The organism is Pseudarthrobacter sp. CCNWLW217 (genome assembly GCF_037203985.1).
In the GTDB taxonomy this organism is placed as follows: Bacteria; Actinomycetota; Actinomycetes; order Actinomycetales; family Micrococcaceae; genus Arthrobacter.
This window is the reverse complement of the sequence record NZ_JBBCBT010000001.1, coordinates 530,283-551,613: the sequence shown is the minus strand read 5'-3', so window position 1 is coordinate 551,613 and position 21,331 is coordinate 530,283. Positions and strand designations below refer to the sequence as shown.

At 66.0% G+C, this 21,331-nt stretch carries 25 protein-coding genes; 10 read left to right on the top strand and 15 right to left on the bottom strand.

Features of this window, described 5'->3' with window-relative positions; all coding sequences use genetic code 11:
• Positions 1-170 precede the first annotated feature (170 nt).
• Together V9L18_RS02595 and V9L18_RS02590 are read left to right on the top strand one after the other, a co-directional pair.
• Complete coding sequence (locus V9L18_RS02595) at positions 171-1,265, top strand: YihY/virulence factor BrkB family protein (RefSeq protein WP_337345604.1); 1,095 nt, start codon at positions 171-173, stop codon at positions 1,263-1,265.
• Between the two features lie 280 nt (positions 1,266-1,545).
• Positions 1,546-1,722: a CsbD family protein gene (locus V9L18_RS02590; protein ID WP_337345603.1), complete on the top strand. Its 177-nt coding sequence runs from the start codon at positions 1,546-1,548 to the stop codon at positions 1,720-1,722.
• 77 nt (positions 1,723-1,799) lie between these two features.
• On the opposite strand, the gene V9L18_RS02585 is transcribed toward V9L18_RS02590, so the two are convergent.
• From V9L18_RS02585 to V9L18_RS02565, 5 genes are all read right to left on the bottom strand, one after another.
• Positions 1,800-2,528, bottom strand: coding sequence for a glycosyltransferase (locus V9L18_RS02585; RefSeq protein WP_337345602.1), 729 nt, complete (start codon positions 2,526-2,528; stop codon positions 1,800-1,802).
• A gap of 1 nt (position 2,529) precedes the next feature.
• Positions 2,530-3,969 (bottom strand): bifunctional PIG-L family deacetylase/class I SAM-dependent methyltransferase, encoded by a 1,440-nt coding sequence (locus V9L18_RS02580; RefSeq protein WP_337345601.1) that lies wholly within the window; start codon positions 3,967-3,969, stop codon positions 2,530-2,532.
• Positions 3,963-5,177: a hypothetical protein gene (locus V9L18_RS02575; RefSeq protein ID WP_337345600.1), complete on the bottom strand. Its 1,215-nt coding sequence runs from the start codon at positions 5,175-5,177 to the stop codon at positions 3,963-3,965. Before V9L18_RS02575 ends, V9L18_RS02580 begins: the two co-directional genes overlap by 7 nt.
• A 20-nt stretch (positions 5,178-5,197) precedes the next feature.
• The gene (locus V9L18_RS02570) at positions 5,198-5,677 is read right to left on the bottom strand and encodes a Dps family protein (RefSeq protein WP_337345599.1); all 480 of its coding nucleotides are present in this window, start codon (positions 5,675-5,677) and stop codon (positions 5,198-5,200) included.
• 122 nt (positions 5,678-5,799) lie between these two features.
• A complete protein-coding gene (locus V9L18_RS02565; protein ID WP_337345598.1) occupies positions 5,800-6,477 on the bottom strand; it encodes an O-methyltransferase in 678 nt (225 codons plus the stop codon).
• A gap of 251 nt (positions 6,478-6,728) precedes the next feature.
• Between V9L18_RS02565 and V9L18_RS02560 the strand changes: the two genes are divergently transcribed.
• From V9L18_RS02560 to V9L18_RS02550, 3 genes are all read left to right on the top strand, one after another.
• Positions 6,729-7,457 (top strand): GAF and ANTAR domain-containing protein, encoded by a 729-nt coding sequence (locus tag V9L18_RS02560; RefSeq protein ID WP_337345597.1) that lies wholly within the window; start codon positions 6,729-6,731, stop codon positions 7,455-7,457.
• Between the two features lie 85 nt (positions 7,458-7,542).
• On the top strand, positions 7,543-8,292 hold the full coding sequence (locus V9L18_RS02555) for a GAF and ANTAR domain-containing protein (RefSeq protein WP_337345596.1): 750 nt from the start codon (positions 7,543-7,545) through the stop codon (positions 8,290-8,292).
• On the top strand, positions 8,289-8,507 hold the full coding sequence (locus V9L18_RS02550; protein ID WP_337345595.1) for a hypothetical protein: 219 nt from the start codon (positions 8,289-8,291) through the stop codon (positions 8,505-8,507). Before V9L18_RS02555 ends, V9L18_RS02550 begins: the two co-directional genes overlap by 4 nt.
• 27 nt (positions 8,508-8,534) lie before the next feature.
• On the opposite strand, the gene V9L18_RS02545 is transcribed toward V9L18_RS02550, so the two are convergent.
• Positions 8,535-8,858: a thiamine-binding protein gene (locus tag V9L18_RS02545; RefSeq protein WP_337345594.1), complete on the bottom strand. Its 324-nt coding sequence runs from the start codon at positions 8,856-8,858 to the stop codon at positions 8,535-8,537.
• 120 nt (positions 8,859-8,978) lie between these two features.
• On the opposite strand from V9L18_RS02545, the gene V9L18_RS02540 reads away from it, so the two are divergent.
• On the top strand, positions 8,979-9,644 hold the full coding sequence (locus V9L18_RS02540) for a TetR/AcrR family transcriptional regulator (protein ID WP_337345593.1): 666 nt from the start codon (positions 8,979-8,981) through the stop codon (positions 9,642-9,644).
• 177 nt (positions 9,645-9,821) lie between these two features.
• Positions 9,822-10,046: a hypothetical protein gene (locus tag V9L18_RS02535; RefSeq protein WP_337345592.1), complete on the top strand. Its 225-nt coding sequence runs from the start codon at positions 9,822-9,824 to the stop codon at positions 10,044-10,046.
• A gap of 76 nt (positions 10,047-10,122) precedes the next feature.
• Here V9L18_RS02535 and V9L18_RS02530 read toward each other — a convergent pair whose 3' ends face one another.
• The 5 genes from V9L18_RS02530 to V9L18_RS02510 form a co-directional block, all read right to left on the bottom strand.
• Positions 10,123-10,398 (bottom strand): hypothetical protein, encoded by a 276-nt coding sequence (locus V9L18_RS02530; protein WP_337345591.1) that lies wholly within the window; start codon positions 10,396-10,398, stop codon positions 10,123-10,125.
• Between the two features lie 437 nt (positions 10,399-10,835).
• Positions 10,836-11,147, bottom strand: a complete 312-nt coding sequence (locus V9L18_RS02525) for an AzlD domain-containing protein (RefSeq protein ID WP_337345590.1) — start codon at positions 11,145-11,147, stop codon at positions 10,836-10,838.
• Positions 11,144-11,986 (bottom strand): AzlC family ABC transporter permease, encoded by an 843-nt coding sequence (locus tag V9L18_RS02520; RefSeq protein WP_337345589.1) that lies wholly within the window; start codon positions 11,984-11,986, stop codon positions 11,144-11,146. Before V9L18_RS02520 ends, V9L18_RS02525 begins: the two co-directional genes overlap by 4 nt.
• Positions 11,944-12,429 carry a DoxX family protein gene (locus V9L18_RS02515; protein WP_337345588.1) on the bottom strand — a complete coding sequence of 162 codons (486 nt, stop codon included), beginning with the start codon at positions 12,427-12,429 and terminating at the stop codon, positions 11,944-11,946. Before V9L18_RS02515 ends, V9L18_RS02520 begins: the two co-directional genes overlap by 43 nt.
• 122 nt (positions 12,430-12,551) lie before the next feature.
• The gene (locus V9L18_RS02510) at positions 12,552-13,427 is read right to left on the bottom strand and encodes a glycerophosphodiester phosphodiesterase (protein ID WP_337345587.1); all 876 of its coding nucleotides are present in this window, start codon (positions 13,425-13,427) and stop codon (positions 12,552-12,554) included.
• Between the two features lie 50 nt (positions 13,428-13,477).
• On the opposite strand from V9L18_RS02510, the gene V9L18_RS02505 reads away from it, so the two are divergent.
• A complete protein-coding gene (locus tag V9L18_RS02505) occupies positions 13,478-14,815 on the top strand; it encodes a DUF445 domain-containing protein (protein WP_337345586.1) in 1,338 nt (445 codons plus the stop codon).
• Positions 14,816-14,932: 117 nt separating this feature from the next.
• Entirely contained in the window at positions 14,933-16,708 is a 1,776-nt protein-coding gene (locus tag V9L18_RS02500; protein WP_337345585.1) for an HNH endonuclease signature motif containing protein, read from the top strand.
• A 142-nt stretch (positions 16,709-16,850) separates the two neighbouring features.
• Here the strand turns inward: V9L18_RS02500 and V9L18_RS02495 are convergent, their stop codons facing one another.
• From V9L18_RS02495 to V9L18_RS02480, 4 genes are all read right to left on the bottom strand, one after another.
• On the bottom strand, positions 16,851-17,600 hold the full coding sequence (locus V9L18_RS02495; RefSeq protein WP_337345584.1) for a LamB/YcsF family protein: 750 nt from the start codon (positions 17,598-17,600) through the stop codon (positions 16,851-16,853).
• Positions 17,584-18,396 carry a hypothetical protein gene (locus V9L18_RS02490; RefSeq protein WP_337345583.1) on the bottom strand — a complete coding sequence of 271 codons (813 nt, stop codon included), beginning with the start codon at positions 18,394-18,396 and terminating at the stop codon, positions 17,584-17,586. The genes V9L18_RS02495 and V9L18_RS02490 overlap by 17 nt, the downstream gene beginning before the upstream one ends.
• Positions 18,397-18,484: 88 nt before the next feature.
• Positions 18,485-19,075, bottom strand: a complete 591-nt coding sequence (locus V9L18_RS02485; protein WP_337345582.1) for a hypothetical protein — start codon at positions 19,073-19,075, stop codon at positions 18,485-18,487.
• 3 nt (positions 19,076-19,078) lie between these two features.
• The gene (locus tag V9L18_RS02480) at positions 19,079-19,882 is read right to left on the bottom strand and encodes an SDR family NAD(P)-dependent oxidoreductase (RefSeq protein ID WP_337345581.1); all 804 of its coding nucleotides are present in this window, start codon (positions 19,880-19,882) and stop codon (positions 19,079-19,081) included.
• A gap of 42 nt (positions 19,883-19,924) precedes the next feature.
• Here V9L18_RS02480 and V9L18_RS02475 point away from each other — a divergent pair, with 42 nt between their 5' ends.
• The gene (locus V9L18_RS02475; protein ID WP_337345580.1) at positions 19,925-21,250 is read left to right on the top strand and encodes an MFS transporter; all 1,326 of its coding nucleotides are present in this window, start codon (positions 19,925-19,927) and stop codon (positions 21,248-21,250) included.
• The last annotated feature ends 81 nt before the right edge of the window (positions 21,251-21,331 follow it).

Here is a 21,331-nt window from a genome sequence, read left to right as displayed (position 1 = left end):
ACCGAAGGCCAATACGCCGCCGCCGACGTCAAAGACAAAGCAACAGAGGCCAAGGACCACGTCCAAAACCCCTAACCCCCACCCAGCAGACAGGCCGGCAACCCGCCTCCCCCGGCGGCGCCGGCCTGTCTGCTTTTCACCTCGAGTTTTCACCGCGAGAGAGGACTCCCATGGCAACCCATGATGCCCCCGAAACCAGCACCGCCAAAGCGTCCAAGGCCCCGGCACCGGACGATCCCCGCAAGCCGGACAGTCCCACGGACGTCAACAAGCCATCCTGGAAGTACATCGCCAAAAAGACCTTGCGGGAGTTCTCGAAGGATCAATGCCCCGACCTCGCCGCTGCCCTCACCTATTACGCCGTGTTGTCCCTGTTTCCTGCGCTCCTGGCACTCGTCTCCCTGGTGGGTATCTTCGGCGATCCGGAAAAGACGACGGCGGTGCTGTTGGAGATCGTCCGGGGCATCGCCCCCGAGGACACTGTCAACACGGTGAGCGGCCCTGTTGAGGAACTTGCAGCTTCTCCGGCGGCAGGCCTCACACTGTTCCTCGGCCTGGCAACCGCTTTATGGTCGGCTTCCGGATATGTAGGTGCGTTCGGCCGGGCCATGAACCGCGTCTACGAGGTGGACGAGGGCCGGGCCTTCCTCAAACTGCGCGGAACAATGCTGGCAGTCACCCTGCTTGCGGTAGTCATCGTCGCCCTGCTGGCCGGCATGTTGGTCCTCAGCGGACCGGTCTCGGAAGCCGTTGGAGGTGCCATCGGGCTGAGCGGCGCCTTCCTCGCGGTGTGGAACATTGCGAAGTGGCCGGTAATCGTCGCGCTTGTCATCGTGATCATCGCCGTCCTGTACTACGCCACCCCAAACGTGAAGCAGCCCAAATTCCGATGGATGAGCATCGGGTCGCTGATCGCGCTGGTAATTTTCATTCTTGCGTCATTGGGCTTCGCCTTCTACGTGGCCAATTTCGGCAACTACAACAAGACATACGGGGCGCTGGGCGGCGTGATCGTGATGCTCCTGTGGCTCTGGATTCTGAACATGTCGCTGCTGTTCGGTGCGGAGTTCGACGCCGAGATGGAACGCGGTCGCCAGCTCCAGGCCGGCATCGAGGCCGAGGAGACCATCCAGCTGCCTCCGCGCGACACGAAAAAGAGCGAAAAACTGCAGAAACAGGAGGAGGAAGACATCCAGCACGGCCGCGAACTCCGCGAGCGTCACAGTGGTGACGCCCGCGACGGGGACGCTAATCGGCAGGGCTAGGCAGGGCCCCCATCTTGGAGGAAAATCGAAGAAGCAGATCCTGCCCAGGTTTCCCAGGCCATCCCTGGCCCGGGTATAAGGCGGGGTCGGCGGTGAGTTGGCCTCTTCTGAGACCGAGGCCAGTCCCCCCAGTCGCCGTCGGCCCCCTTGATCCTTTCCGTTGGGATTGCTTCCCGACTTCCCGCCGTCGCTGGCCCTGTTGACCAATGCCATCGCTGGCTACCATTGAAGAATCACCGGCGACATTCCGCCGCCGCAACAAGCCGTAGGGAGAATCACCATGGGTTTGGATGACAAGATTGAGAACACCGCCGAGAAGATGGGCGGAAAGGCCAAAGAGGCCGCAGGCAAGGCGACAGACGACGAGCGCCTCGAGGCCGAAGGACAGATGGACCAGTCCAAGGCGGACCTGAAGCAGGCCGGCGAGAAGGTCAAGGACGCCTTCAAGAAGGACTGACTCTTTCAACACCTGACCCACGGGCCGGGGCGGCAGGCAAAAGCCTGCTGGCCCGGCCCGGCTGTTTTATGGCCCGGCTATCCTTCCGCGGCTACTGCCGGTTCCAGGCCCAGCGCCAACAGATAGGCGCCAAAACCGTGCGGCGCCCGGGCATGGAGGCGGCCCGATGTCAGCACCCGGATGCTGTCAGTTGCCCTTACCCTGAACCCGTGGCGGCGCAGCTTCTGCACCAGCCCGCGGTCCTCGTGTGATCGCTGGCGCGGAAACCCTCCCACCAGTTCGTAGGCCGAGGCCCGTACGCCGAAACTCGCCCCGTAGACGTGGGCATGGTGCTCCTCAACGGGATGCCGGGCGTGCCAGCGCCGCAGGATCTCAGGGTCCATGCCGTCCGGGTCCGGCTCCACCGAGCCGAGTACGGCATCCGTACCGGCGTCCGCCAGCTCCACTTGGCGCTGCAGCCAGTTCACCGGAACGATGGAATCGGCGTCCGTGTTGGCCAACCATAGACTTCCGGGTGACGGCCGGGTAGCCAGCAGAGCCTCAATGCCTGCCCGACGGCTTTTCCCAACGCTCCGGAAGTCCACCTCCAGCACCCTGAACCTCGAATCGGCTGCCGCGAACCGCAGGGCGATCCCGCGGGAGCCATCGGTGCAGCTGTCCAGGACCACTATGATCTCGACGCCAACGTGCGGCCTTTCCGGATTCAGCGCGTTGGCTGCCGCCCGGACCCCACTGAGAGCCCGGGCCAGGTAGTACTCCTCGTTGTGGACCGGCACCACCACCGCAACCTGCCCGATACGCTCCATCTCACTGCTCCCCGGGCAAAGCAGCGGGACGGTCAGGCGATGCCAGGGATTCGGGAGCCACCAGGATCTCCAGCACAAAGTCGGGCTCCCGGTACAGGCCGGCCGCGGGCCACGCCAATCCGTTCCGGGCCAGCGTGTGGACGGTATCGCCGTCGAGCTCCCAGCCGGAGACGGGGTGCCTCCAGTGGCACATCACGAGGGTGCCGCCCGGCGCCATGGAGGCCTCGATACGTTCCAGGAGCAGCCCGAACTCGGCCGGAGACAGATAGTATCCCACCTCCGAAACCACTATCAGGTCATAGGTGCCCTCCGGCCACTCCCGGGGAAGAGTGAGTTGCCGGGTCCTCACGCCGGGATATGGAGCCAGCCGCCCCGCGGCACGCTCCAAGGCGGTGCTGCTGGCATCAACGGCCAGGAGGCTGGCACAGCGGTCCGCGAGGTCAACGGTGAGCGTGCCGATCGAGCAGCCCACCTCCAGCCCGGACCGGTAGTGTTCCTGGGGCAGGGCAGCCAGGGTCAACGCGCGCTTCCGGCGCTCGTACCAGCTGGTGGTGTACTGCCACGGATCCTCGGAAGCCGAATGGACCTCATCGAAGATCCGTTCGGCATCGGCACTGCTGTGAGGGGTGGCCGGACGGGTTGTGGCACCACGGGTTTCGCGGATATTTGCTGCCGCCGGCGTCCACGCGAAGGCTTCAAAGGGGCGGTCAAAGTGCCGGAGGAATTCTGCGCTCAGTAACGCTTCGTCCCCCGGGAGGGGCGACAGCGGGAGGACCTGGCTTGCGTGGGCGTGCATCGCCGCAGCCTTGGCCGCGTGTGTTGCCGGGTCCAGCGGCAGGCGGAACCAGGACTCCCACGCAGGGTGCGACGGCGCCGCCCACAACCAGTACCAGATGGGGTATTCCAGCAGTCCGTGGCCGCCGTCGCGCGCCACCTCTGCCGCGGCCGTTCCCAGGGCATCGTGGTCTGCGTGGCCGTCGCCGCGATAGGGGGCCACAATCACCAGCTGGTCCGCCGGGCCGGGGTGGTCACGCGTTGCGTCCCGGATCCCCGCCGTCATCGCATCCCGATGCCGCTCCAAACCGCTGTCCGGAAGCCCCAGGAAGCGCCAGTTTCCGGCGTGGCCCAACGCCGCCAGGGCCGCGGCAAACTCGTTGACGCGGGTAGTTCCCAACTGGCCCGGGGAAACCGTTTCGGAGTCGGGATGCGAGCCCTCCCCCGCGGTGAACAACAAAACTTCGACGTCGGCCCCGAGGCTGTGCAGCTGCGCCAGCAGGCCCCCGGCCCCCAGCGTCTCGTCATCGGGATGGGCCGCCAGGACCACGAACCTCAGGCCTGCCAGTTCATCCTGCCCCAGCGGCAGCCCGGCGAGGTCCGCCAATCCGCTGGCAGCCCAGGTGGCCTCGTCCGTGCCCTTGTCGGTGTGCGAAAAGCTCACCATGGCGGCTCCCCTTTCAAGGTCAGCGCCCCGAGCTGCGCGTCGTCCCGCTGGGCGTGGTGCTGGCGCACGTAGAGGGCCAGATCGGCCATCCGCTTGGCGTAGGGTTCGTCGAAAGCAAGTGGTGCCGGTCCCCGGTCACGGCTGACAAGGGCCAGGACGCGTTCGACGGCGGCCGCCACAGTACCGCGGACGCGCAGGGCTTCGCTCCACGGGCTCCGTTCCGCGCCCGGGCGCTGATCACCGCCGGACTGGAGGTGTTCATTGGCGGAGGCGGGTGGACCGCCGCCCGCGAGTCCGCCGTCGTCAATCAATGCTGCTGTCCGCGCCAGGTACTGGAGGGCGGACGTCAGGATGCGGTCAATCTCGCCCAGGCTGGCGAAGGCAATCTGGTCCGGTTCACGTCCTCTGCCCGCGGCCGCGCGCAGGGAATCCCGGTAATCCCTGGCCACAGCTACTGCTCCGCCCAGCCAGCACGCGGCCACGCCCATGCCGCCCCAGGCAAAGCCCGGACGGCTGAAGTACCAGCCGTCGCCGCCCAACTGCTCCGCAGGCACCTGGTTGAAGTGCACTGTCCCGCTGGGGATCTCCTGAAGTCCGCGGGCTATCCACGTTGGCTCGTCACACGTCACTCCGGGATGGTGCAGGTCCACGGCAAAGGCCGCTCTGCCACCCGCGTCCGTGTGCGCGGTAATCACTGCGTGGTCCAGCAGCGGCGCCAGGGAGCACCACGGTTTTGAACCGTCCAGGAGGACGCCGGCGTCTCCTGCTTTGGCCTCCAACCTGGCGCCTGGGCCCTCGGCGGCAAACACACCCCAGGCGCCTTCCACCGGGCGCAGATCCCTGCCTGACTGGGCAAGGATGGCCAGTGCGTCGAGGTGTGGCTCGAAGATCCGGCCGGCAGCAACGTCCACTGCGGCGACGGAGGCCAGCAGTTCCCAAAGCGCCGCGGTGTTGCCCTGTCCAGGCTGGGGCCATGTCCGTCCTGCGTCCCGGGCGAGCGACAGAAGTGCTGGCACGTCCCCCACCGCAGGGGCCACGGCATCGAGCAACCGGTCCAGGCCCGGGTGCGGGCCTGCAGTTGGCGGAACCGGCCCCTGCGCTTCCGCACGGGATCCGCCCCGTCCTGGTTCGCGGGGACCCGGTGGGAACGTGACGGCCCGCGGACGGCGGGCCCCCGCGGGGTCGGTCCGCGTGCTGGATTCCTTCATGGGCGCGAGCCTGCCGGAGCCTATTTGTCGGCCGCCTCGGTGACTGCGGCTGAGGGCGTCATCGTCTCGGCGTTCACCATCCAGGCAAGCTGCTCCAGGCGTTCGATGATGGCGTGGAGCAGGTCCGCGCTGGTGGGGTCCTCCTCATCCACTTCGTCATGTACATCCCGCGCAGTCTTGACAGTCCTTTCCAGCCTGGCCGTAACCAGCTTCACGGCGGCTTTGGTGGACGTCAGCCCGGCGGGGAACTCATCCAGCCGCGTGTCAGCGGAGACTGTTTGGCTCCGCCCGTCCGGAAGGGCGTGCAGGGCACGCATCCTTTCTGCTGCCTCGTCCGCGAACTGGCGGGCTGCGGCGATGATTTCGTCCAGCTGCAGGTGGAGGTCCCGGAAGTTCGTTCCCACGATGTTCCAGTGCGCCTGCTTGCCCTGCATATGCAGTTCGATCAGGTCCGTGAGAACCAACTGAAGGTTACTGGCCAGAGTGGGTGACGCTTTCATCATTTCCTCCGCTGCAAGGGTTACGTACCGGCCGGGGATCCGGACGGAAACTCATTCTAAGCATACTTAGCAATTCTTCGGACAGCGCTTTCTGCCGGACAACCCGCTTCGCAGCACGGCTGTCAGCGAACCACTGCGAGCGCGAAGCCGTCCCATCCCTTGGAGCCGACGGTCTGGATCACGGTGGCATCAAGCCGCGGGTGGTTGCCCATCAGTTCCAGTGCGCCTACGATCCCTGGCGCGTTCACCGGGTCCAGGGACGTCTCCAGCACGGCCCCTTCCCACACGGCGTTGTCCAGGACTACCGTGGTGCCCGGACGGCCCAGCCGGACTGCCCACTCAAGGTAGTTGGAATCGTTCTCCTTGTCCGCGTCAATGAAGACAAAATCGAATGGCTCCTGGCCTTCAGCCTCCAATGCGGCCAAGGAATCCAGCGCGGGGCCGATGCGGATTTCCACCTTGTGGCCCACGCCGGCGGCGTCCAGGTTCGCTCTGGCCACCTCCGCATGTTTGGTGAGGTATTCGCACGTGACCAGCCGGCCGTCGTCGGGAAGTCCCTGGGCCATCCAGATAGTGCTGAAACCTGCCAGCGTGCCGATCTCCAAAACGCGGCGCGCGCCGGACACCTGTACCAGGAGCTGAAGCAGCTTCCCGGCGTTGGGGGTTACCTCAATCGGGGGCATCCCGGCGTCGACGGCGGATTGCACCGCCCGCTGCAAGGATCCGTTGGGATGGACCACCGTGTCGGTCAGGAATTCTTCGACTGCAATCCAGCCTGGCTGGGGCTTGTGCTCGAACATGGCCACAGTCTGGCATGGGGGCGGGCGCGGGTCCAGACATGCCTCCCAGCGTCCGGGGCGGGCTGTATCTTGTGCGCTCCATTGAGCGTAGGCTCGAAATGAGAGCGCAATCCAAGGATTCGTGCGCAAGCATCCCGTCGAAAACGGGGCTTCGGCTCCAGAACGCCAGTTCGGGAGCGCCCTAGGCTGTGGCCCACCGCAGCCACTCCCGGCACCTCAGGGTTCGGGACCACCCAGAATCGAGGCTCGGCATGGCCTCAGAACATACATCCGCATCATCGGTGGAAGATCTTCAGGACCTGCTGCTGGAAAGCCAGGACTTCGAATCGTTCCTCCTGGACCTCACGCTTTACTCAGCCACATTGCTGGGCACGGACGCACCTATCCTGTGCGCCATCTCGGTTCAGCGCAACGGGAAGCCCTTCACTGTGGCCAGCAGTGATGCGCAGGCCCGCCTTTTGGATGAGCGGCAGTACGAGCTCGACGACGGGCCTTGCCTCAGTGCCTTGCGCACCGGGCATACGGTGCAGGTGGACGATCTCCGAACGGACCACCGATGGAACCGCTACTTTGAAGCCACCAGGAGTACGGGCGTCAGGTCGGTGTTGGCAGTGCCCATCGACGCCGGCGGGGAAGCTTCGGCCGCGCTGAACTGCTATGCACACCGGGACGCTGCGTTCGGGCCCGACACACAAGCCGCCATCGAGTGGTACGCCCAGTCCCTCTCCCGTCCGCTTCGCCTCGCCCTGCTGGTTCATCCTCCGCTTCAACAGCCGACCTATCCGGAAGAATTACGGGCCGCCCTTCGTTCCCGCGCCACCATGGACGCGGCCCTCGCCCTGGTCATGGCGCACACGCGCTCAAGCCGTGAAGCCGCCATTACCCTCCTGGAGGAAGCCGCCAGGACCAGGAAGGTGAGGCTTCCGGCGCTGGCCCTGGACATCGTCAGGGGCGCGGCCATCCCGGCCGCCTCACAGTAGGCCAAGCCATGCGGTCTATGCTGGAACCAGCGGCAGCGCTCGTATTCCTCCTGCCGGACCAACGGCAAGCAGGAGACCACCCGTAATGCGCAGAGAGTCCGTGACCGGCGAACTTCAGGCGGTCTTCGCGCGCGTTTCCGGCCTGTTGCTCACCGAACACGTTGCAGGGCCAGCGATCGCAAAGATTGCCCAGGCCGCGTTTGAAAGCATCCCCGGCAGCGTCGGGGCCGGGGCCACCCTCATTGATGCCCAGGGCCGTCCCACCAGCCGGGCTTCCACCAGCACACTCGTGGAAGAAGCGGACCAGTTGCAGTACGAACTCGGCCAGGGCCCGTGCCTCGCGGCGTGGGCAGGAGCCATAACCATCCGGGTGGATAACGCCGCCACCGAAACGCGCTGGCCCAAATGGAGCGAAGCGATCGCTCAGCGTGGCCTGGTGTCCTGCCTAAGTGTCCCCCTCCTCCTCCCCGGAGGCAACGGAACGGGACCGGCCCAAGCCATCGGCGCCCTGAAGGTCTACGGCAGCCACCCCAACGCCTTCGACGCCGGCAGCGAGAACCTCCTCGAACTCCTCGCCACCCCCGCGGCCGTTTTGCTTGCCAACATCCAGGCGCATGACAGCGCCGAGCAACTCAGCGCTGACCTCAAAAAATCCCTGCACAGCCGGAGCGTGATCGACATGGCGAAGGGGGTGCTGATGGAGCGTCTGAACCTGGACGAGCGCGCCGCGCTGCGTGCCCTGACTGACCAGTCACGCCAGGAAGGAGCTCCGCTCTTCGCAGTCGCACTCAACGTGCTTGACCGCCCCGCAGAACCTGACCACGAACGGCCATGAACGTTGACGAGCCTGCCGAGGAGCAGCGGGAACGGACGGCTGAGGCATACCGCCAGGCCGGCCTGACCCTTGAGTCACTGTGGTTGCATTACTTCAGCATCGGCGGCGACGCAGGTGAGCTGGAAATCGACGCCTACTTGAACAGGTCTTACATGCTCCGGCCCGTTCAACGCGACCTCTTGGACCACGCCGTCCACGAACTGGATGGCCACTAACTGACAGCCTGGTGGGGAGCCAAGGGCTCACGCGTCCTTTGCGAGCGCGCCTTCCAGCCGGTTCACCTTGGCGGTGAGTTCCCCTGAATAGCCGGGCCGGATGTCCGCCTTGATGACCAGGGAGACCCTGCTGCCGAACTGCCCAACGGCCTCGGTGGCCCTTTTCACCACGTCAAAGACTTCATCCCATTCACCCTCGATGGTGGTGAACATGGAATCCGTCTGGTTGGGAAGCCCCGACTCCCGGACGATTTTCACCGCGGCGGCAACGGCGTCGTGCACTGAGGCGTCGGTGGGGCGGGAACCGCCAACCGGCGTGCCGGACGGAGCAACAGAGAATGCAAGCAACATACAGCCAGTCTGCCACGGCAGCGGGACGGCGAGGAGGCTCCCGCTGCCCCGTCCACGTCACATAACCGCCTACCCTCCAGTAACGGTGATCGCCCCCGGCTCCGTTGCTAACCTGATCGCATGAGCATCGCAGTCGCCCGAAAACCACTCCGCGCAGACGCAGCGCGCAACGTGGACAAGATCATTACGGCGGCCCGGCAATGTTTCCAGGAATTCGGTCCGGAAGTGCCGCTGCAGACCATCGCCACCACGGCCGGCGTCGGACCGGCAACCCTCTTCCGCAACTTCGCGGACAAGGAAGAACTGGTACTGGCCGCCCTTAACCGCCAGCTCAGGCTGACAGTGGATCCCGTGATCGACGACGCCCTGGCGGACATTGATGCAGCCGCCGGACTGTTCCGGGTCATCGAGGCGATCATGGCCGCAGCCAGCACCGATGCGAACCTGCTCGGCGCCGTAGCCGGGCGGCGACAGCTCCTGACGGGCATCACCGGCTCCCTTATCGATTCCATCGGCGTCCTGCTCGGACGCGGGCAGGGACAGGGCACGCTGCGCCCTGACATCTCCATGACGGACATCTTCCGGCTGCTCGCCATGCTGATCGGCGTCGTGGACACGATGGAGCCTGGTTCCGATGCCTGGCGCCGCCCCGTGGCCCTCGTCGAGGACGCAATCCGCTCCGAACGGCCGCATCGGCCTCTTCCTGCACACGTTCCCTTGCCTGCAGCCCAACTGACCGGCGACCGGCTGTCCGGCGAATACCTCCCGGGACGCCGGTTCAGCTAGGCGGGCAGCGGGCCGCTCAGCGCGCACCGTCGGTAAAGAGCGCCGTAGGCGGCCCATTGTGGGCATCCAGTCGTTGGAATAGACTCAAGTGGGGTTACGCAGCCAGCCTCTGAATTCCCAGATGGAGCGACCCATGAACAGTTTCCTGCGTACCCGATCCGACGAAATCACGCCACGATGAACAGTTCACAGCTGTCCCATTTCATCAATGACCCCCGCGGACCGGAAGATGTACTTCCGCACCTTTCCGCCGAGGAACTGGCAAACCTCCTGGACGCACTGTTCCAGAACCTCGACACGGCCACCCCGGAATTCGGCGCCCAGGTCTGGTACGAACTCGCCGTTGAAGAATGCGGCCGCCGGGCCGGCTCGGTCGATGGCGCGGCCCACGGCGTAGCCTGACTGCACAGGAGTGCACACACTGCCGGCCCGCGGGTCAGCGCGGACACCGCGGGCACGGCGCTAATCCCCGATTCCTCTAGCTATCGTCCTTCTTGCTTTCGTCCTTCTTGCTTTCGTCTTCGGGCGAAGTCTGAGGGTGTGTGTCGGAATGGGGAGTATGTTCCTTAGCTTCACGCAGGTGCTGCTGGAGCTTTTCCTCGGCTTCCCGCCGGCGGCGCGCTTTGTCGCGAAGTTCCCGGGTGGCCTCGGAACCGCTGGAGTCAATGTAGGCCGGTCGCACCTTGGGATGGTTACCGGTGGTCGCGGCTTCGGCACCATCATCCTGGGCCGTAGCTTGCGGCTGATCGTTCATGATGTTCCTCCTTCGGGCCGCCTGGCTGGATGGCGGCCCCTCTTCAGTGGACCATACATCCATCCCGAAAGGGTCAATCATTAAGCGCTGACTCGCGGTTGCGCAGTTCGTGGCGCAGGGCTGCACGCAGGGCCGAGATATCGGGCTCATGCCCCAAATCCAACGCCATGGTGATGCGCTCAGAGAGCATTTTCAGGTCCGAGGCAGGAACATCTGATAACGACCTGAAGCGGGAAAAGAACCTCTTCGCGGGCAAGCCCGCACGTCGTCTGGACGCCACTTTGGGTGGCGTCCCGGATCTGTTGCCGGTTACATACAGTGGGTTTTCCATGGTCACCGCTTAAACAAGAAAGGTCCATGGCCAACTGCATAGCCAAGCCCATAGTACCGCCGCTGTGTTCCGCGTCACCATAGGCAGGCGCAACGCGAGGCGCGCGTCAGTTCCAGCCAATGAGCCGAAGGCCGGCGGCAGCCCCGGCACCCACCAGCACCACCACCAGGAACGGTGCCCGGAAGGCCAGTGCAACTGCTGCCGCCACGAGCGCTCCCAGCCTGGCATCGGCCGCCAGGTTTTGCCCGGACGCTACTGCATTGACCACCGTCAGTGAAGCGAGCAGGCCGATCGTCATGGTGCCTGCCACGCGCGACATGCGGGGATCTCTCAGGAGCCTCGCAGGCACAAAGTAGCCCACCAGCTTCCACGCATAGGCAAGGGCACACGCCAGCAGCAGCCAAGTCCAAAGGTTCACGCGTCCGCCTTCGTCGGGCCGGCCGGGCCGGTAGGGCCGGTAGGGCCGGTAGGGCCCATGGAGTGGTGACCGCCGTGGTGGCTGTGATGATGTTCCGCGTACGGATCTACGTCGGGTTCCAGGCCCTCGTCGCTGCGGCCGTGACTGAACCAGCCGATCACGGCCGCAACCACGGCAGCGACCAGGATGGGCACCCCGGCCGGCACGAACGGCACCGCGAGGACGGTCGCCAGGGCACAGACGACCGCGATGGCCACCGGCTCCCGGCCTTTCAACCGCGGCCACAGGAGGGCCAGGAAAGCTGCGACGGCCGCTCCATCCAACCCCCATTGCTTTGGATCGCCGAGCTCCGCCCCGGCAAGGGCGCCCACGGCTGTGAAAAGATTCCACAGGACATAGATGCCGATCCCTGCCGCCCAGAAGCCTCGTAACTGCTCAGCAGGATCGGTCTGGCCGGTGCTGGTGGCTGTCGACTCGTCGATGGTGAGCTGCGCTGCCACATATTTGCGCCAGCCCGTCGGGTGGAGGAGCGCGTTGAGCTGCATACCGTAAATACCGTTGCGCATCCCCAGCAGGGTGGCTGCGCTCATAGCCGCAACGCCGGATCCGCCGCCAGCCACTACTCCTATGAACGCGAACTGGGAACCTCCGCTGAACAGCAGGAGGCTCAGCGCCATGGTCTGCCAGAAGTCCAGGCCCGAGGTGACAGACAGGGCGCCAAAGGAAACTCCGTAGAGTCCTGTAGCGATGCTGATGGACAGCCCCACCCGGACTGCCGGGGATGCCAGGAGTTTCCTCAACTGGGCCGCCGTCCGGCGTTCCGCAGGCTCCAGGCCCACAGAATCAGCGGCATCTGCAGTGGCAAACGGGCCATGTGCACTGCGCGCTGGGTTGATGAACCCTCCGGGCGGCAGGCGCGCCGGATGGCGTCCACGTGGCCTGCCACGAACACGCCGAAGAGAGCCGCGACGCCGGTGGCCGTGGTGCGTCGCGTTGCGGGGATGAGAAGGCCGACGGCGGCGCCCGCCTCCACGAGGCCGCTGAGCGCGATCCACTCCTCCCGCGTCATCACGGCGAGGGGCCGTGCGGCGGGCGGTGCGCCGGCAGCCGGGGTGTCGCCGTCGTCGCGGCAGAGATAATCCGGAACCACCTGGCGAAAGAAGCCGGGATCGCGGAAGTGTTTCATGGCGCTAGCCATGAGCAGCGCGCTCAGGGCTGCCGCAGAGAGTGCATGGGTGGCGGTGCTGGACCGATGAACGGCGCCGGGCCAGTGAAAAGGCATGGTTCCACTCAACCACAGCCCTGTCGGGCGTATGAACCGCGGCTTGGGACGCGTGGGCCGGCGACTAAACAGATCGGCGGCCGAACCCGTTGGCAGCTTCAGCTGGCCATCACCCCCCCCGCCTAAAGCTGGGCCAACACCCGCGCGGGCATGTTCGTGGTGATCTCGTGGATGCCCAGTCCCTGGCAAAGCGCCACGTCCCGTTCGGAGTCCACCGTCCATACCCGGAAGCGTCGGCCGGATTCCAGCCAGCGCTGCACGGTGCGGGCATGCTGGCGGACGTAGTCGATGCCCGGCCCGGCCAGCCTCACTTCGCAGTCGTCCAGGATGCGTTCGCCTTCCAGCTGCGCGGCCTTCATAACATTGGCGATGGCGCTGCCGGTCAGTACACCCAGGCCTAACTCCTCACGGATTTCATCAACATCAATTTCGTCCACCAACTGGCAGATGAACTCTGCGGGAACCGTGCGGAGCAGGTGCTTCACCGAATCCGGGCTGAAGCTCATGAACGTCACCCGCACGTTGTCCACCGATGAGGTCCCAGGGTCCCAGCCTTCACTCCGAAGAACGCTCAGGACGCGGTCTTCCAGCTTGAGCTGGTAAGGGCTCGGGTGCTTCAACTCTATGGCCAGGCCCACGGGCCGCCCAGCGGCGCGGAGGATACCCAATAGCTCAGCCAAGGTGAGGAACTGTTCTGACCGGGCTCCGTATTTCTCGGGAATCCGCACGCCCTTCCACGACGAGAAATCCAGGAGCCTCAGCTCCTGGAGCGTGCGGTCCGCAACCGGCCCGGTGCCGTCGGAGGTGCGGTCCAGATTCGCATCGTGGAGCAGGACCACGTGTTGGTCCCGCGTGAGGTGGACGTCGCACTCAACGCCGTCGGCGCCGTCGGCCAATGCCTGGAGGTACGCAGCGCGGGTGTGTTCGGCAAAGGCGGCACTAGCGCCCCGGTGGGCAAAGACCAGGGGCCGGTGGGGTACAGACTCGTCGGTGGCCATGCTGACACGGTAGCCGACCCTGGGATCGTATGCGGGACTAGGCTTGGCACATGCAGGTGAACTCTGAGCCAATTACCCGGCAGAACCCCACCCGGCCCGACGTGCCCGCCCAAGGGGGCGCCGCCGTCGTCGGCCATCAACTCAGCGCCGGTGACGCCGAAAAGGCGGCAGCGCTGCGGAAAATGAAGCTTCTGGCACTGGGCCTGCTCATCGCCATGGCGGTTATTTTCGTGTTCGCCTTCGCTTTGCAGAAGGAGTATCCGTGGCTGCAGTACGTCCGGGCTGCTGCCGAAGGCGGCATGGTGGGTGCGCTGGCCGACTGGTTCGCCGTTACGGCGCTGTTCAAATACCCGATGGGGATCAAGATCCCGCATACGGCCATTATTCCCCGGCGCAAGGACCAGATCGGGGCGTCGTTGGGTGAGTTCGTGGAGACCAATTTCCTCTCCGAGCAGGTGGTGCAGGAAAAGCTTGCGAGCGTGAACATTGCCAGGAGGGCCGGCGAATGGCTCGCCTCTCCCGGCGGCCCGGAGCGTGTGGCCAAGGAGGGTGCCGCTGTCATCCGCGGCGCCTTCAAGGTGTTGAACGACGACGACGTCCAGGCGGTTATCGAGGGAATGGTGCGCAAGCATTTGCTGGCACCGCCGTGGGGACCTCCCGTGGGACGGATGGCGGAGCGGATCTTCGCCGACGGCCACCACCACAAACTGGTAGACCTGCTGGTGGACCGTGCCGCCGACTGGGTGGACGACAACCACGAAACCGTCACCCGGCTCGTCTCGGACCGTTCACCCACCTGGGTTCCGCAGTTTGTGGACGGGCTCGTGGGAGACAAGGTTTATGTGGAGATCCTCAAATTCACCCGTGCCGTTCAGTCCGATCCCAACCACCAGGTGCGCCAGTCGATCGACAAGTACCTCAACGACCTCGCGCAGGACCTCCAGCATGATCCCGCAATGATCGCGCGGGCGGAGGACATCAAAGCGCAGGTCCTCGGAGATCCGGAGGTCCGCGAACTGGCCTCCCGGACCTGGGGCACAGTGAAGAACGCACTGCTCACGGCCGTGGACGATCCGGACAGCGAACTGACGGTGAAGTTCAAGGCAGCAGTCCGTGACTTCGGCTCGCGCCTGGTCAACGACGCCGAACTGGCCGGGAAGGTCAATGCCTGGATCGGCGATGCGGCGGGCTACCTGGTCCGGACGTACCGTTCGGACATTGCGGGCGTGATCACCGATACCGTGGCGCGCTGGGATGCCGAAGAAACGTCGCAGAAGATCGAACTCCAGGTGGGCAAGGACCTGCAGTTCATCCGGATCAACGGCACCGTGGTGGGGTCCCTGGCCGGGCTCGCCATCTTCAGCGCGGCGCATCTGGTCTTCGGCTGATCCGCCCCTCTGGCCCGGCCGGAAACAGTCCCGAGGTTCGGGTAGCGGGGTCGGGGGTTATCCACATAGGTCATGTGCTGTGGTGTTTTTGTTGGCGGGTCGCTGGATGATGGGGGTATGGGGATCCCGGGTGTTGACGAGGCGGTGGAGGCCTTTGAGGCTGCTGCTGCGGAGTTTACTGCCTTTGTGCGCAGGGGGTTGGGTGGCCGGGGTTCCGGGATGGGTTCCCAGATGGATTCCGGGACGGGTTCCGGGATGGATTCCGGAACGGGTTCCGGGATGGGTTCCGGGGGTGGTGATCCTTTGCGGGGGCAGGCCGATGCGTGCCTGGACGGGCTGGGCGGTTCGGTCCGGGTGGACGCGATGGTGGCGGCGTTCAGGGTGCGCCTGGCCGCCGCGTACGCGGGAAAGGCTGCGGCCCTGGACGGCCCGGTCAGGAGCCCGGGCGAACACACCGCCCAGGAGATGGCCGTGGTGTCCGAGGTCGCCTGTGCGCTGACGGTGAGTGAACGCTCGGCCTCGGCCCTGCTGGCGCAGGCCCATGAACTGACCACTGCCCTGCCGCTGACGCTGGCCGCCCTGCAGGCCGGGGACCTGTCGTGGCAGCACGCGAAGGTCATGGTCGATGAAACCACCGGCCTGGATGCGGCCGGGGCGGCGGCGTTGGAGGCCCGTTTCCTCGGCCCGGACGTGCCGGACCGTGCCCGGGAGTGCCCGGCCGGTGAGCTGGTCCCGTCCCGGTTCCGGCACAAGGCCAGGACCTGGCGGGAACGCCACCACCCGGTGAGTATCGAAAAGCGCCACGCCAGGAGCGTGTTGGACCGGCGGCTGGAGTACGTCCCGGACCGGGACGGCATGGCCTGGCTTTCGGCTTACCTGCCCGCGGACCGGGCAGCCGGGATCTGGAACGGCATCACCGCCACCGCCCGCACCCTCCAGGGCCCGGCCGAGACCCGCACCATGACCCAGCTCCGCGCCGACATCGCCGCCAAACTGCTCCTCAGCGCAGGCTCCACCGGCACCACGGCCAGCCCGACCGAGGGCAGCACCACGGCCAGCCCGACCGAGGCCAGCACAGACACAGCAGCCGGCAGCCCCAGCACCAATAACGTCGGGGCCGGCAACAGCGGCTCCTCCAGCACGGCAGGCTGCCCCGCGGGCCCCGACCTTACCGCTGGTAGTTCCCCCGACAGCCATGGCGGCGCTGGAAGCGTCCCGGCCAAGAGGACCGTGGCGGGCAACGACGTCCTGGCGGGCCATGTCGAAACCACCGGGACCGCGGCGGGCAACGAAGCCGTGGCGGGCCGGGTCCCGTCGCCGGCGGCTCAGGTCCTCGTGACCGTGCCGGTGTTCGCGCTGATGGGCCTCACGGACGAACCAGCCACCCTCGACGGTTACGGGCCGATCCCGGCATCGATGGCCCGCAACCTGGTCGCCGACGGCGCCGGCTCATTCCACCGCGTCCTGACCGACCCCCGCAACGGGGCACCACTGGAGATCGGCCGCCAAAGCTACCGGATCCCCGCCGCGATGCGCCAATGGCTGAGGATGCGGGACGGCAAATGCCCGTTCCCCGGCTGCAACAACCAGTCCCTGGACAACGAAGCAGACCACCTCCTGGCCTGGGCCGACGGCGGCACCACCGGCATCAGCAACCTCGGCCAGCCTTGCCCCAAACACCACCGGCTGAAACACACCACCGCCTGGACACCCACCGCAGCCAGCATCGACAAACCACCCGGCTGGACCTCACCCACCGGCCGCCACTACCAAAGCGAACACCAAGACTGGGAACCACCCTGGCTACCTGCCCAGATCCTCGGCCCGATCCCGGACCAAGAACACAATCCCGCCGTGCCTCCAGGTGTCCTGCCCGGAGATGCCCTGCGTTGAGACGTCCTGCGTCGAGATGTCCTGCCCGTAGGCGCCCGGCACGGTGATGCCCTGCGCTGGGACGTCCCGCCCGAACATCTCTTGCCTGAGGGCTAATGCGCGAGGAAGTGCTCCCGCAAGTAGCCCCGGCGGAAGCCCCTAATTACGCGAACGACTCCAACTGCACACCAGCGGCTTCGAGGCCTGCGCGGACGCCCGCGGCCATTTCGACTGCGCCTGGAGTGTCGCCATGGATGCAGAGCGAGTCGGGCCGGACCTGAACCACTGTCCCGTCCACGGCCACCACCTCGCCTTTCACGGCAAGGCGCACCGCGCGCTCAACGATCGAGTCGACGTCGTGCAGCACGGCACCAGCTTGCGAGCGCGGCACCAGCGTGCCGTCGGCCTGGTACGCGCGGTCCACGAAGGCTTCCACAAAAACAGGGTGGCCAGCGTCCTTGGCCTGGATCAGCAGTTGCGAGCCCGGCAGGCCCAGAATGGGCAGCCCGGGGTCATAGGCCTGAATGGCAGCAACCACGGCCGATGCCTGCTCTTCATCGTGTACGAGGCGGTTGTAGAGGGCGCCGTGCGGCTTCACGTAATCCACCGACGCCCCGACGGCGTGCGCAACCCCGTCCAGGGCGCCCAGTTGGTAGAGGACGTCACCGAAAAGCTCGTCAAAGGACATGTCCAGGGAGCGTCGGCCGAAGCCTGCCAGATCCCGGTAGCCAACATGGGCCCCCACGGTGACGTCCAGTTCGAAGGCGGCGCGACAGCTGTCCAGCATGGTGACAGGGTCTCCGGCGTGGAAGCCGCAGGCAACGTTGGCGCTGGTGACCAGGCGGAACATCGCGGCGTCGTCCCCCATGTTCCAGGAGCCGAATGATTCGCCAAGATCAGCGTTGAGGTCCAAGGTTGTTGCCTTCCAGAGTGAGGTTGTCCGGGCCCGCGCCGGTGGCTTTGAGCTCCCCTGGAATCGTATCCGGCATCGGCCCGAAAGCCTCCTTGGCATTCGCCACCACGGCCCGCCCCATCATCAGGTTTCCTGCTCCGCCTACCACGGCACCGATGCCGAATGGCAGCGCCCGTCCGAACAAGGCCGTGCCTTGGCGCTTCAGCAGGCTCTTCAGGAACGCCTTCTGGATCCTGCTTCGGACGGCGCCGAAACCGGAGCCCGGGATGGACTTTGAGAGCACGTTCCCCCAAGCCTTGGTGGGACTCGCACCCCTGCCCATCGCCTGGCCGCTTAGCGTGCCGAGCAGTGCCGTCCCCTCCTCGCCCAGCATGATGGCCATGACCATGGTGCTGGCCTTTTCCGGGTTGGTCAGGCGGATGCCGTGAAGTTCCGCAAGCGACGTCGCGTAGAGGGCTGTGGCCTCGAGGAAACCGACAGTAGCGGCAGCAGAAAGTCCAAGGGAAGCGACGGTTCCGACTCCGGGCACAACGGCCGTCGCGCCCACGATCGCCCCGCCGCCGGTGACCGCCGCGAGGTAGTCGCGTTCAATCCGGACGGCCAGCTGTGCCGCGGACGCGTGGGGCTGTTTGCGCTGCACTCGGCGGATGTAGGCCAACACCAGTGGCCGCTGGATCTCCACCGCCCTCAGAAGCACGTTGTGCACCCCTGGTTTCGGCTTTCCTTCGGCGTCGAACACCGCGTTGTGGGCGGTTTCCTGTGCGATCCGCACGGCGGGATTGCTGCGCTTGGCCATGGTCACCTCTGCTTTCGTCCGCGGCAGCCTTCGCTGCCGTACCTAAATACTAAGGTTGCTTAACACTAGGCCAACCCCTGTTGGTCCCCTACATCACCCAGGATTCGGCCACGGCCATATACCCGGACGACGACGGCCCCCGCGGTCCAGCGTAGACGCTCGGCGCGCCGGGCCACTCCACCCCGAATTCGGCCAGCCGGCCGCTGCTGCATGGCAGATAAACATTGCTGAGGGCCCCGGAGTTGGACCCGAGCTGGAAATCGGGCTGGGAAAAGTGCCTGCGGTCCAGGACCCCTGAAAGCTCCAGCTCAGCCTTGCGGCCGGTGGCGCGGAATCCGTGCTCAAGGTCCAGATCGACGTCGAACTCGTCCTGGGTGTGCGAGATCCCGCTCAGCGGGAACCTGGCTGCCTCTGGGAAGTACCGGGTCAGCTCAGTGGCGAGCGTGGCGGCGAAGTATTCGTTGCTTCCATAACTGCGCCATCCCTGCAGAGTCGCAATGATCAGCGCCTTACCGGTGCCCCAGCGCGACCATTCCGCCATCCAGAAGGAGGCAAAACAGCTGGCTGCTTCGCCCGGAACCTGTTCGCCATTGGCATTCACCGGATGCAGGGCAAGGCCATGGTTGGCGCCTACGAATGCCAGGCTGCGCCGCCACGCCCCGCCAGGAGTGCTTTCCAACGTTCACCAGTCCAAATCGGGAGCACCGAGCGAGACGAATCTCGGCGATCGGCGTTCGTTTGACTCAAGCAGTTCCAGCAACTCCCGCGCCGCAACACGCGGGGGCTTGACGGCGTCGGCCTGGCCCATCCCGGTGGCGAGCTTGCCAGGATGGACAGCCCAGCACCGGACCCGCCCCTGAAGATCCTGCGCCAACGACACCGTCACCATGTTCTGGGCTGCCTTGGACACCCGGTACGCGTAACTTGTGGAAAGGCCTGCGAAGTCTCCGCGTGCCTGGGCCGACACGGACCCCAGGCGGGACGTGATATTCACAATGACCGGGTCAGCGGAGGAAAGCAGTTGCGGCAGGAGCGCCTGCACCATGCGCAGGGGCCCGGCCGCATTCACGTCGACGGCGTTCAGGACACCTGCCGCATCCACGCCACCGAGCCGCTGGTGTGCCGCCCCCTGGGCCGCGTTATTAATGAGGACGTCCACCGGCCGCCCGCGTACCGCGTCCACCACGGCGGACATGTCACCAGACCTGACATCGTGGATCACCACCTGAACCCCCGGCAGCCCGTCCAACGCCGGCAGACTGTCCAGCCCCGGCAGCCCGTCCAACGCTGGCAGCCCATCCAACGCTGGCGCACGGGAGGCCTGCCGCACCACGGCCAGCACAAGCCATCCCGCTGCCGAAAGCTCCCGGGCGAGCACCGCACCGAAACCCCGGCCGGCGCCGGTGACCACCGCGAGCCGCTGCCCCTGCCCGCGCTGCGGCCCGCCCCGATGCGCCGGCGTTTGATCTAGCCCTCCAGGCTGCATTCCAGTACCCCCCGATATCCCGCCAAAGCCTAGACTTACCCTATGCCCACCCCCAAAGCCCTGCGGCCCTTTGCGCACCGTGAGTACCGGGTCCTGATCGCAGCCCTTGCCATCTCCATCTTCGGATCCGGGATGTGGGCTGTCGCAATGGTTTACCAGGTGATCCACCTCGGCGGCGGCCCTCTGGAGCTCTCTCTCGTTGCCACTGGCGGCAGCGTGGGCCTGGTGGCGTTTGTGCTCGCGGGAGGCATCGCGGCTGACCGTTTCCCCCAGAGGCTCCTGATTATCGCCGTGGAGGGCGCCAACCTGGCCGTTATCGCTGGCATCTCCGCCCTATCCATCGCCGGCTGGCTGGAGATCTGGCACCTTGCAGTGGGCGCCTTTGTGCTGGGTGTCGGCGCGGCATTCTTCTTCCCCGCCTACTCGGCTATCCTGCCCCGGATACTGCCGCCCGAGGACCTGCTCGCGGCCAATGGAATGGAGGGGACCATGCGTCCCACCCTCCAGCAAGCGGCCGGGCCCGCCCTCGCCGGCGTCCTGGTGGCCGCACTGTCGCCCACGCATGCGGTCGCGGGTGTCGCAGCCTGCCACCTGATGGCCTTTATCATCCTGAACTTCCTGGGCCAGCATGCTTTGGACGCACCCGCTAACGGATCCGAAGCCGGCCCACGCAACAGCGGAATGACCGGGAAACAGCGGGCCAAGTCATCCTTCTTCCACGACCTCCGAGAAGGCATCACCTACACCCTGCGGACCCCCTGGCTGCTCTGGACCCTGCTCTGGGCCTGCATTTCAGTACTCTTCCTCATCGGCCCCATCGAAGTGCTGCTGCCATTTGTGGTCCGCGACCAGCTGGGCGGCGACTCCAGCATGTTCGGTTTCCTGCTCGCCATCATGGGCGTCGGCGGTGCGGCGGCATCGCTGGTGACTGCGTCTCTGCGGCTGCCCCGGCGGTATCTCACGGTGATGATGGCGTCCTGGGGCGTGGGCTCGCTGCCTCTGGCCGCCGTCGGAATCATGGACAACTTCTGGGCCCTGGCCGCGGCACTGTTCGTCTTTGGTGCCACCGGCAGCGTGGGCATGGTCATTTGGGGCACGCTGCTTCAGCGGCGCGTCCCGCCCCACCTGCTCGGCAGGGTCTCCAGCCTGGACTTCTTTGTGTCGCTCGCCCTGATGCCGGTGTCGATGGCACTGGCCGGGCCCGCCGCGGAAGTCCTCCCCATCTGGCTGATCTTCCTGGTGGCGGGCGGCGTCTGCCCCATCGTGGCGGTGGTCGCGTCCATCGTCGCGAAGATGCCCCAGGATGAGCTGGACCACCCGCTGGACCGGGTCCCCGAAGTGGAACGCACGACGGCGGCAGGAGACTGACGTGCACAGTGTCAGTCTCCTGCAGGCTCCTGGCTCCTGGCCCTAGGCACCTAAATAGGCGCGGTCGCCTAAATACTCAAT

Coding starts and splice junctions, on each gene's coding strand:
- V9L18_RS02500 (WP_337345585.1), top strand. CDS start 14,933: ATGGGGATCCCGGGTGTTGACGAGGCGGTGGAGGCCTTTGAGGCTGCT.
- V9L18_RS02560 (WP_337345597.1), top strand. CDS start 6,729: ATGGCCTCAGAACATACATCCGCATCATCGGTGGAAGATCTTCAGGAC.
- V9L18_RS02585 (WP_337345602.1), bottom strand. CDS start 2,528: ATGGAGCGTATCGGGCAGGTTGCGGTGGTGGTGCCGGTCCACAACGAG.
- V9L18_RS02475 (WP_337345580.1), top strand. CDS start 19,925: ATGCCCACCCCCAAAGCCCTGCGGCCCTTTGCGCACCGTGAGTACCGG.
- V9L18_RS02580 (WP_337345601.1), bottom strand. CDS start 3,969: ATGGTGAGCTTTTCGCACACCGACAAGGGCACGGACGAGGCCACCTGG.
- V9L18_RS02505 (WP_337345586.1), top strand. CDS start 13,478: ATGCAGGTGAACTCTGAGCCAATTACCCGGCAGAACCCCACCCGGCCC.
- V9L18_RS02550 (WP_337345595.1), top strand. CDS start 8,289: ATGAACGTTGACGAGCCTGCCGAGGAGCAGCGGGAACGGACGGCTGAG.
- V9L18_RS02570 (WP_337345599.1), bottom strand. CDS start 5,677: ATGAAAGCGTCACCCACTCTGGCCAGTAACCTTCAGTTGGTTCTCACG.
- V9L18_RS02530 (WP_337345591.1), bottom strand. CDS start 10,398: ATGAACGATCAGCCGCAAGCTACGGCCCAGGATGATGGTGCCGAAGCC.
- V9L18_RS02555 (WP_337345596.1), top strand. CDS start 7,543: ATGCGCAGAGAGTCCGTGACCGGCGAACTTCAGGCGGTCTTCGCGCGC.
- V9L18_RS02490 (WP_337345583.1), bottom strand. CDS start 18,396: ATGGCCAAGCGCAGCAATCCCGCCGTGCGGATCGCACAGGAAACCGCC.
- V9L18_RS02535 (WP_337345592.1), top strand. CDS start 9,822: ATGAACAGTTCACAGCTGTCCCATTTCATCAATGACCCCCGCGGACCG.
- V9L18_RS02480 (WP_337345581.1), bottom strand. CDS start 19,882: ATGCAGCCTGGAGGGCTAGATCAAACGCCGGCGCATCGGGGCGGGCCG.
- V9L18_RS02510 (WP_337345587.1), bottom strand. CDS start 13,427: ATGGCCACCGACGAGTCTGTACCCCACCGGCCCCTGGTCTTTGCCCAC.
- V9L18_RS02540 (WP_337345593.1), top strand. CDS start 8,979: ATGAGCATCGCAGTCGCCCGAAAACCACTCCGCGCAGACGCAGCGCGC.
- V9L18_RS02565 (WP_337345598.1), bottom strand. CDS start 6,477: ATGTTCGAGCACAAGCCCCAGCCAGGCTGGATTGCAGTCGAAGAATTC.
- V9L18_RS02545 (WP_337345594.1), bottom strand. CDS start 8,858: ATGTTGCTTGCATTCTCTGTTGCTCCGTCCGGCACGCCGGTTGGCGGT.
- V9L18_RS02595 (WP_337345604.1), top strand. CDS start 171: ATGGCAACCCATGATGCCCCCGAAACCAGCACCGCCAAAGCGTCCAAG.
- V9L18_RS02515 (WP_337345588.1), bottom strand. CDS start 12,429: ATGCCTTTTCACTGGCCCGGCGCCGTTCATCGGTCCAGCACCGCCACC.
- V9L18_RS02575 (WP_337345600.1), bottom strand. CDS start 5,177: ATGAAGGAATCCAGCACGCGGACCGACCCCGCGGGGGCCCGCCGTCCG.
- V9L18_RS02590 (WP_337345603.1), top strand. CDS start 1,546: ATGGGTTTGGATGACAAGATTGAGAACACCGCCGAGAAGATGGGCGGA.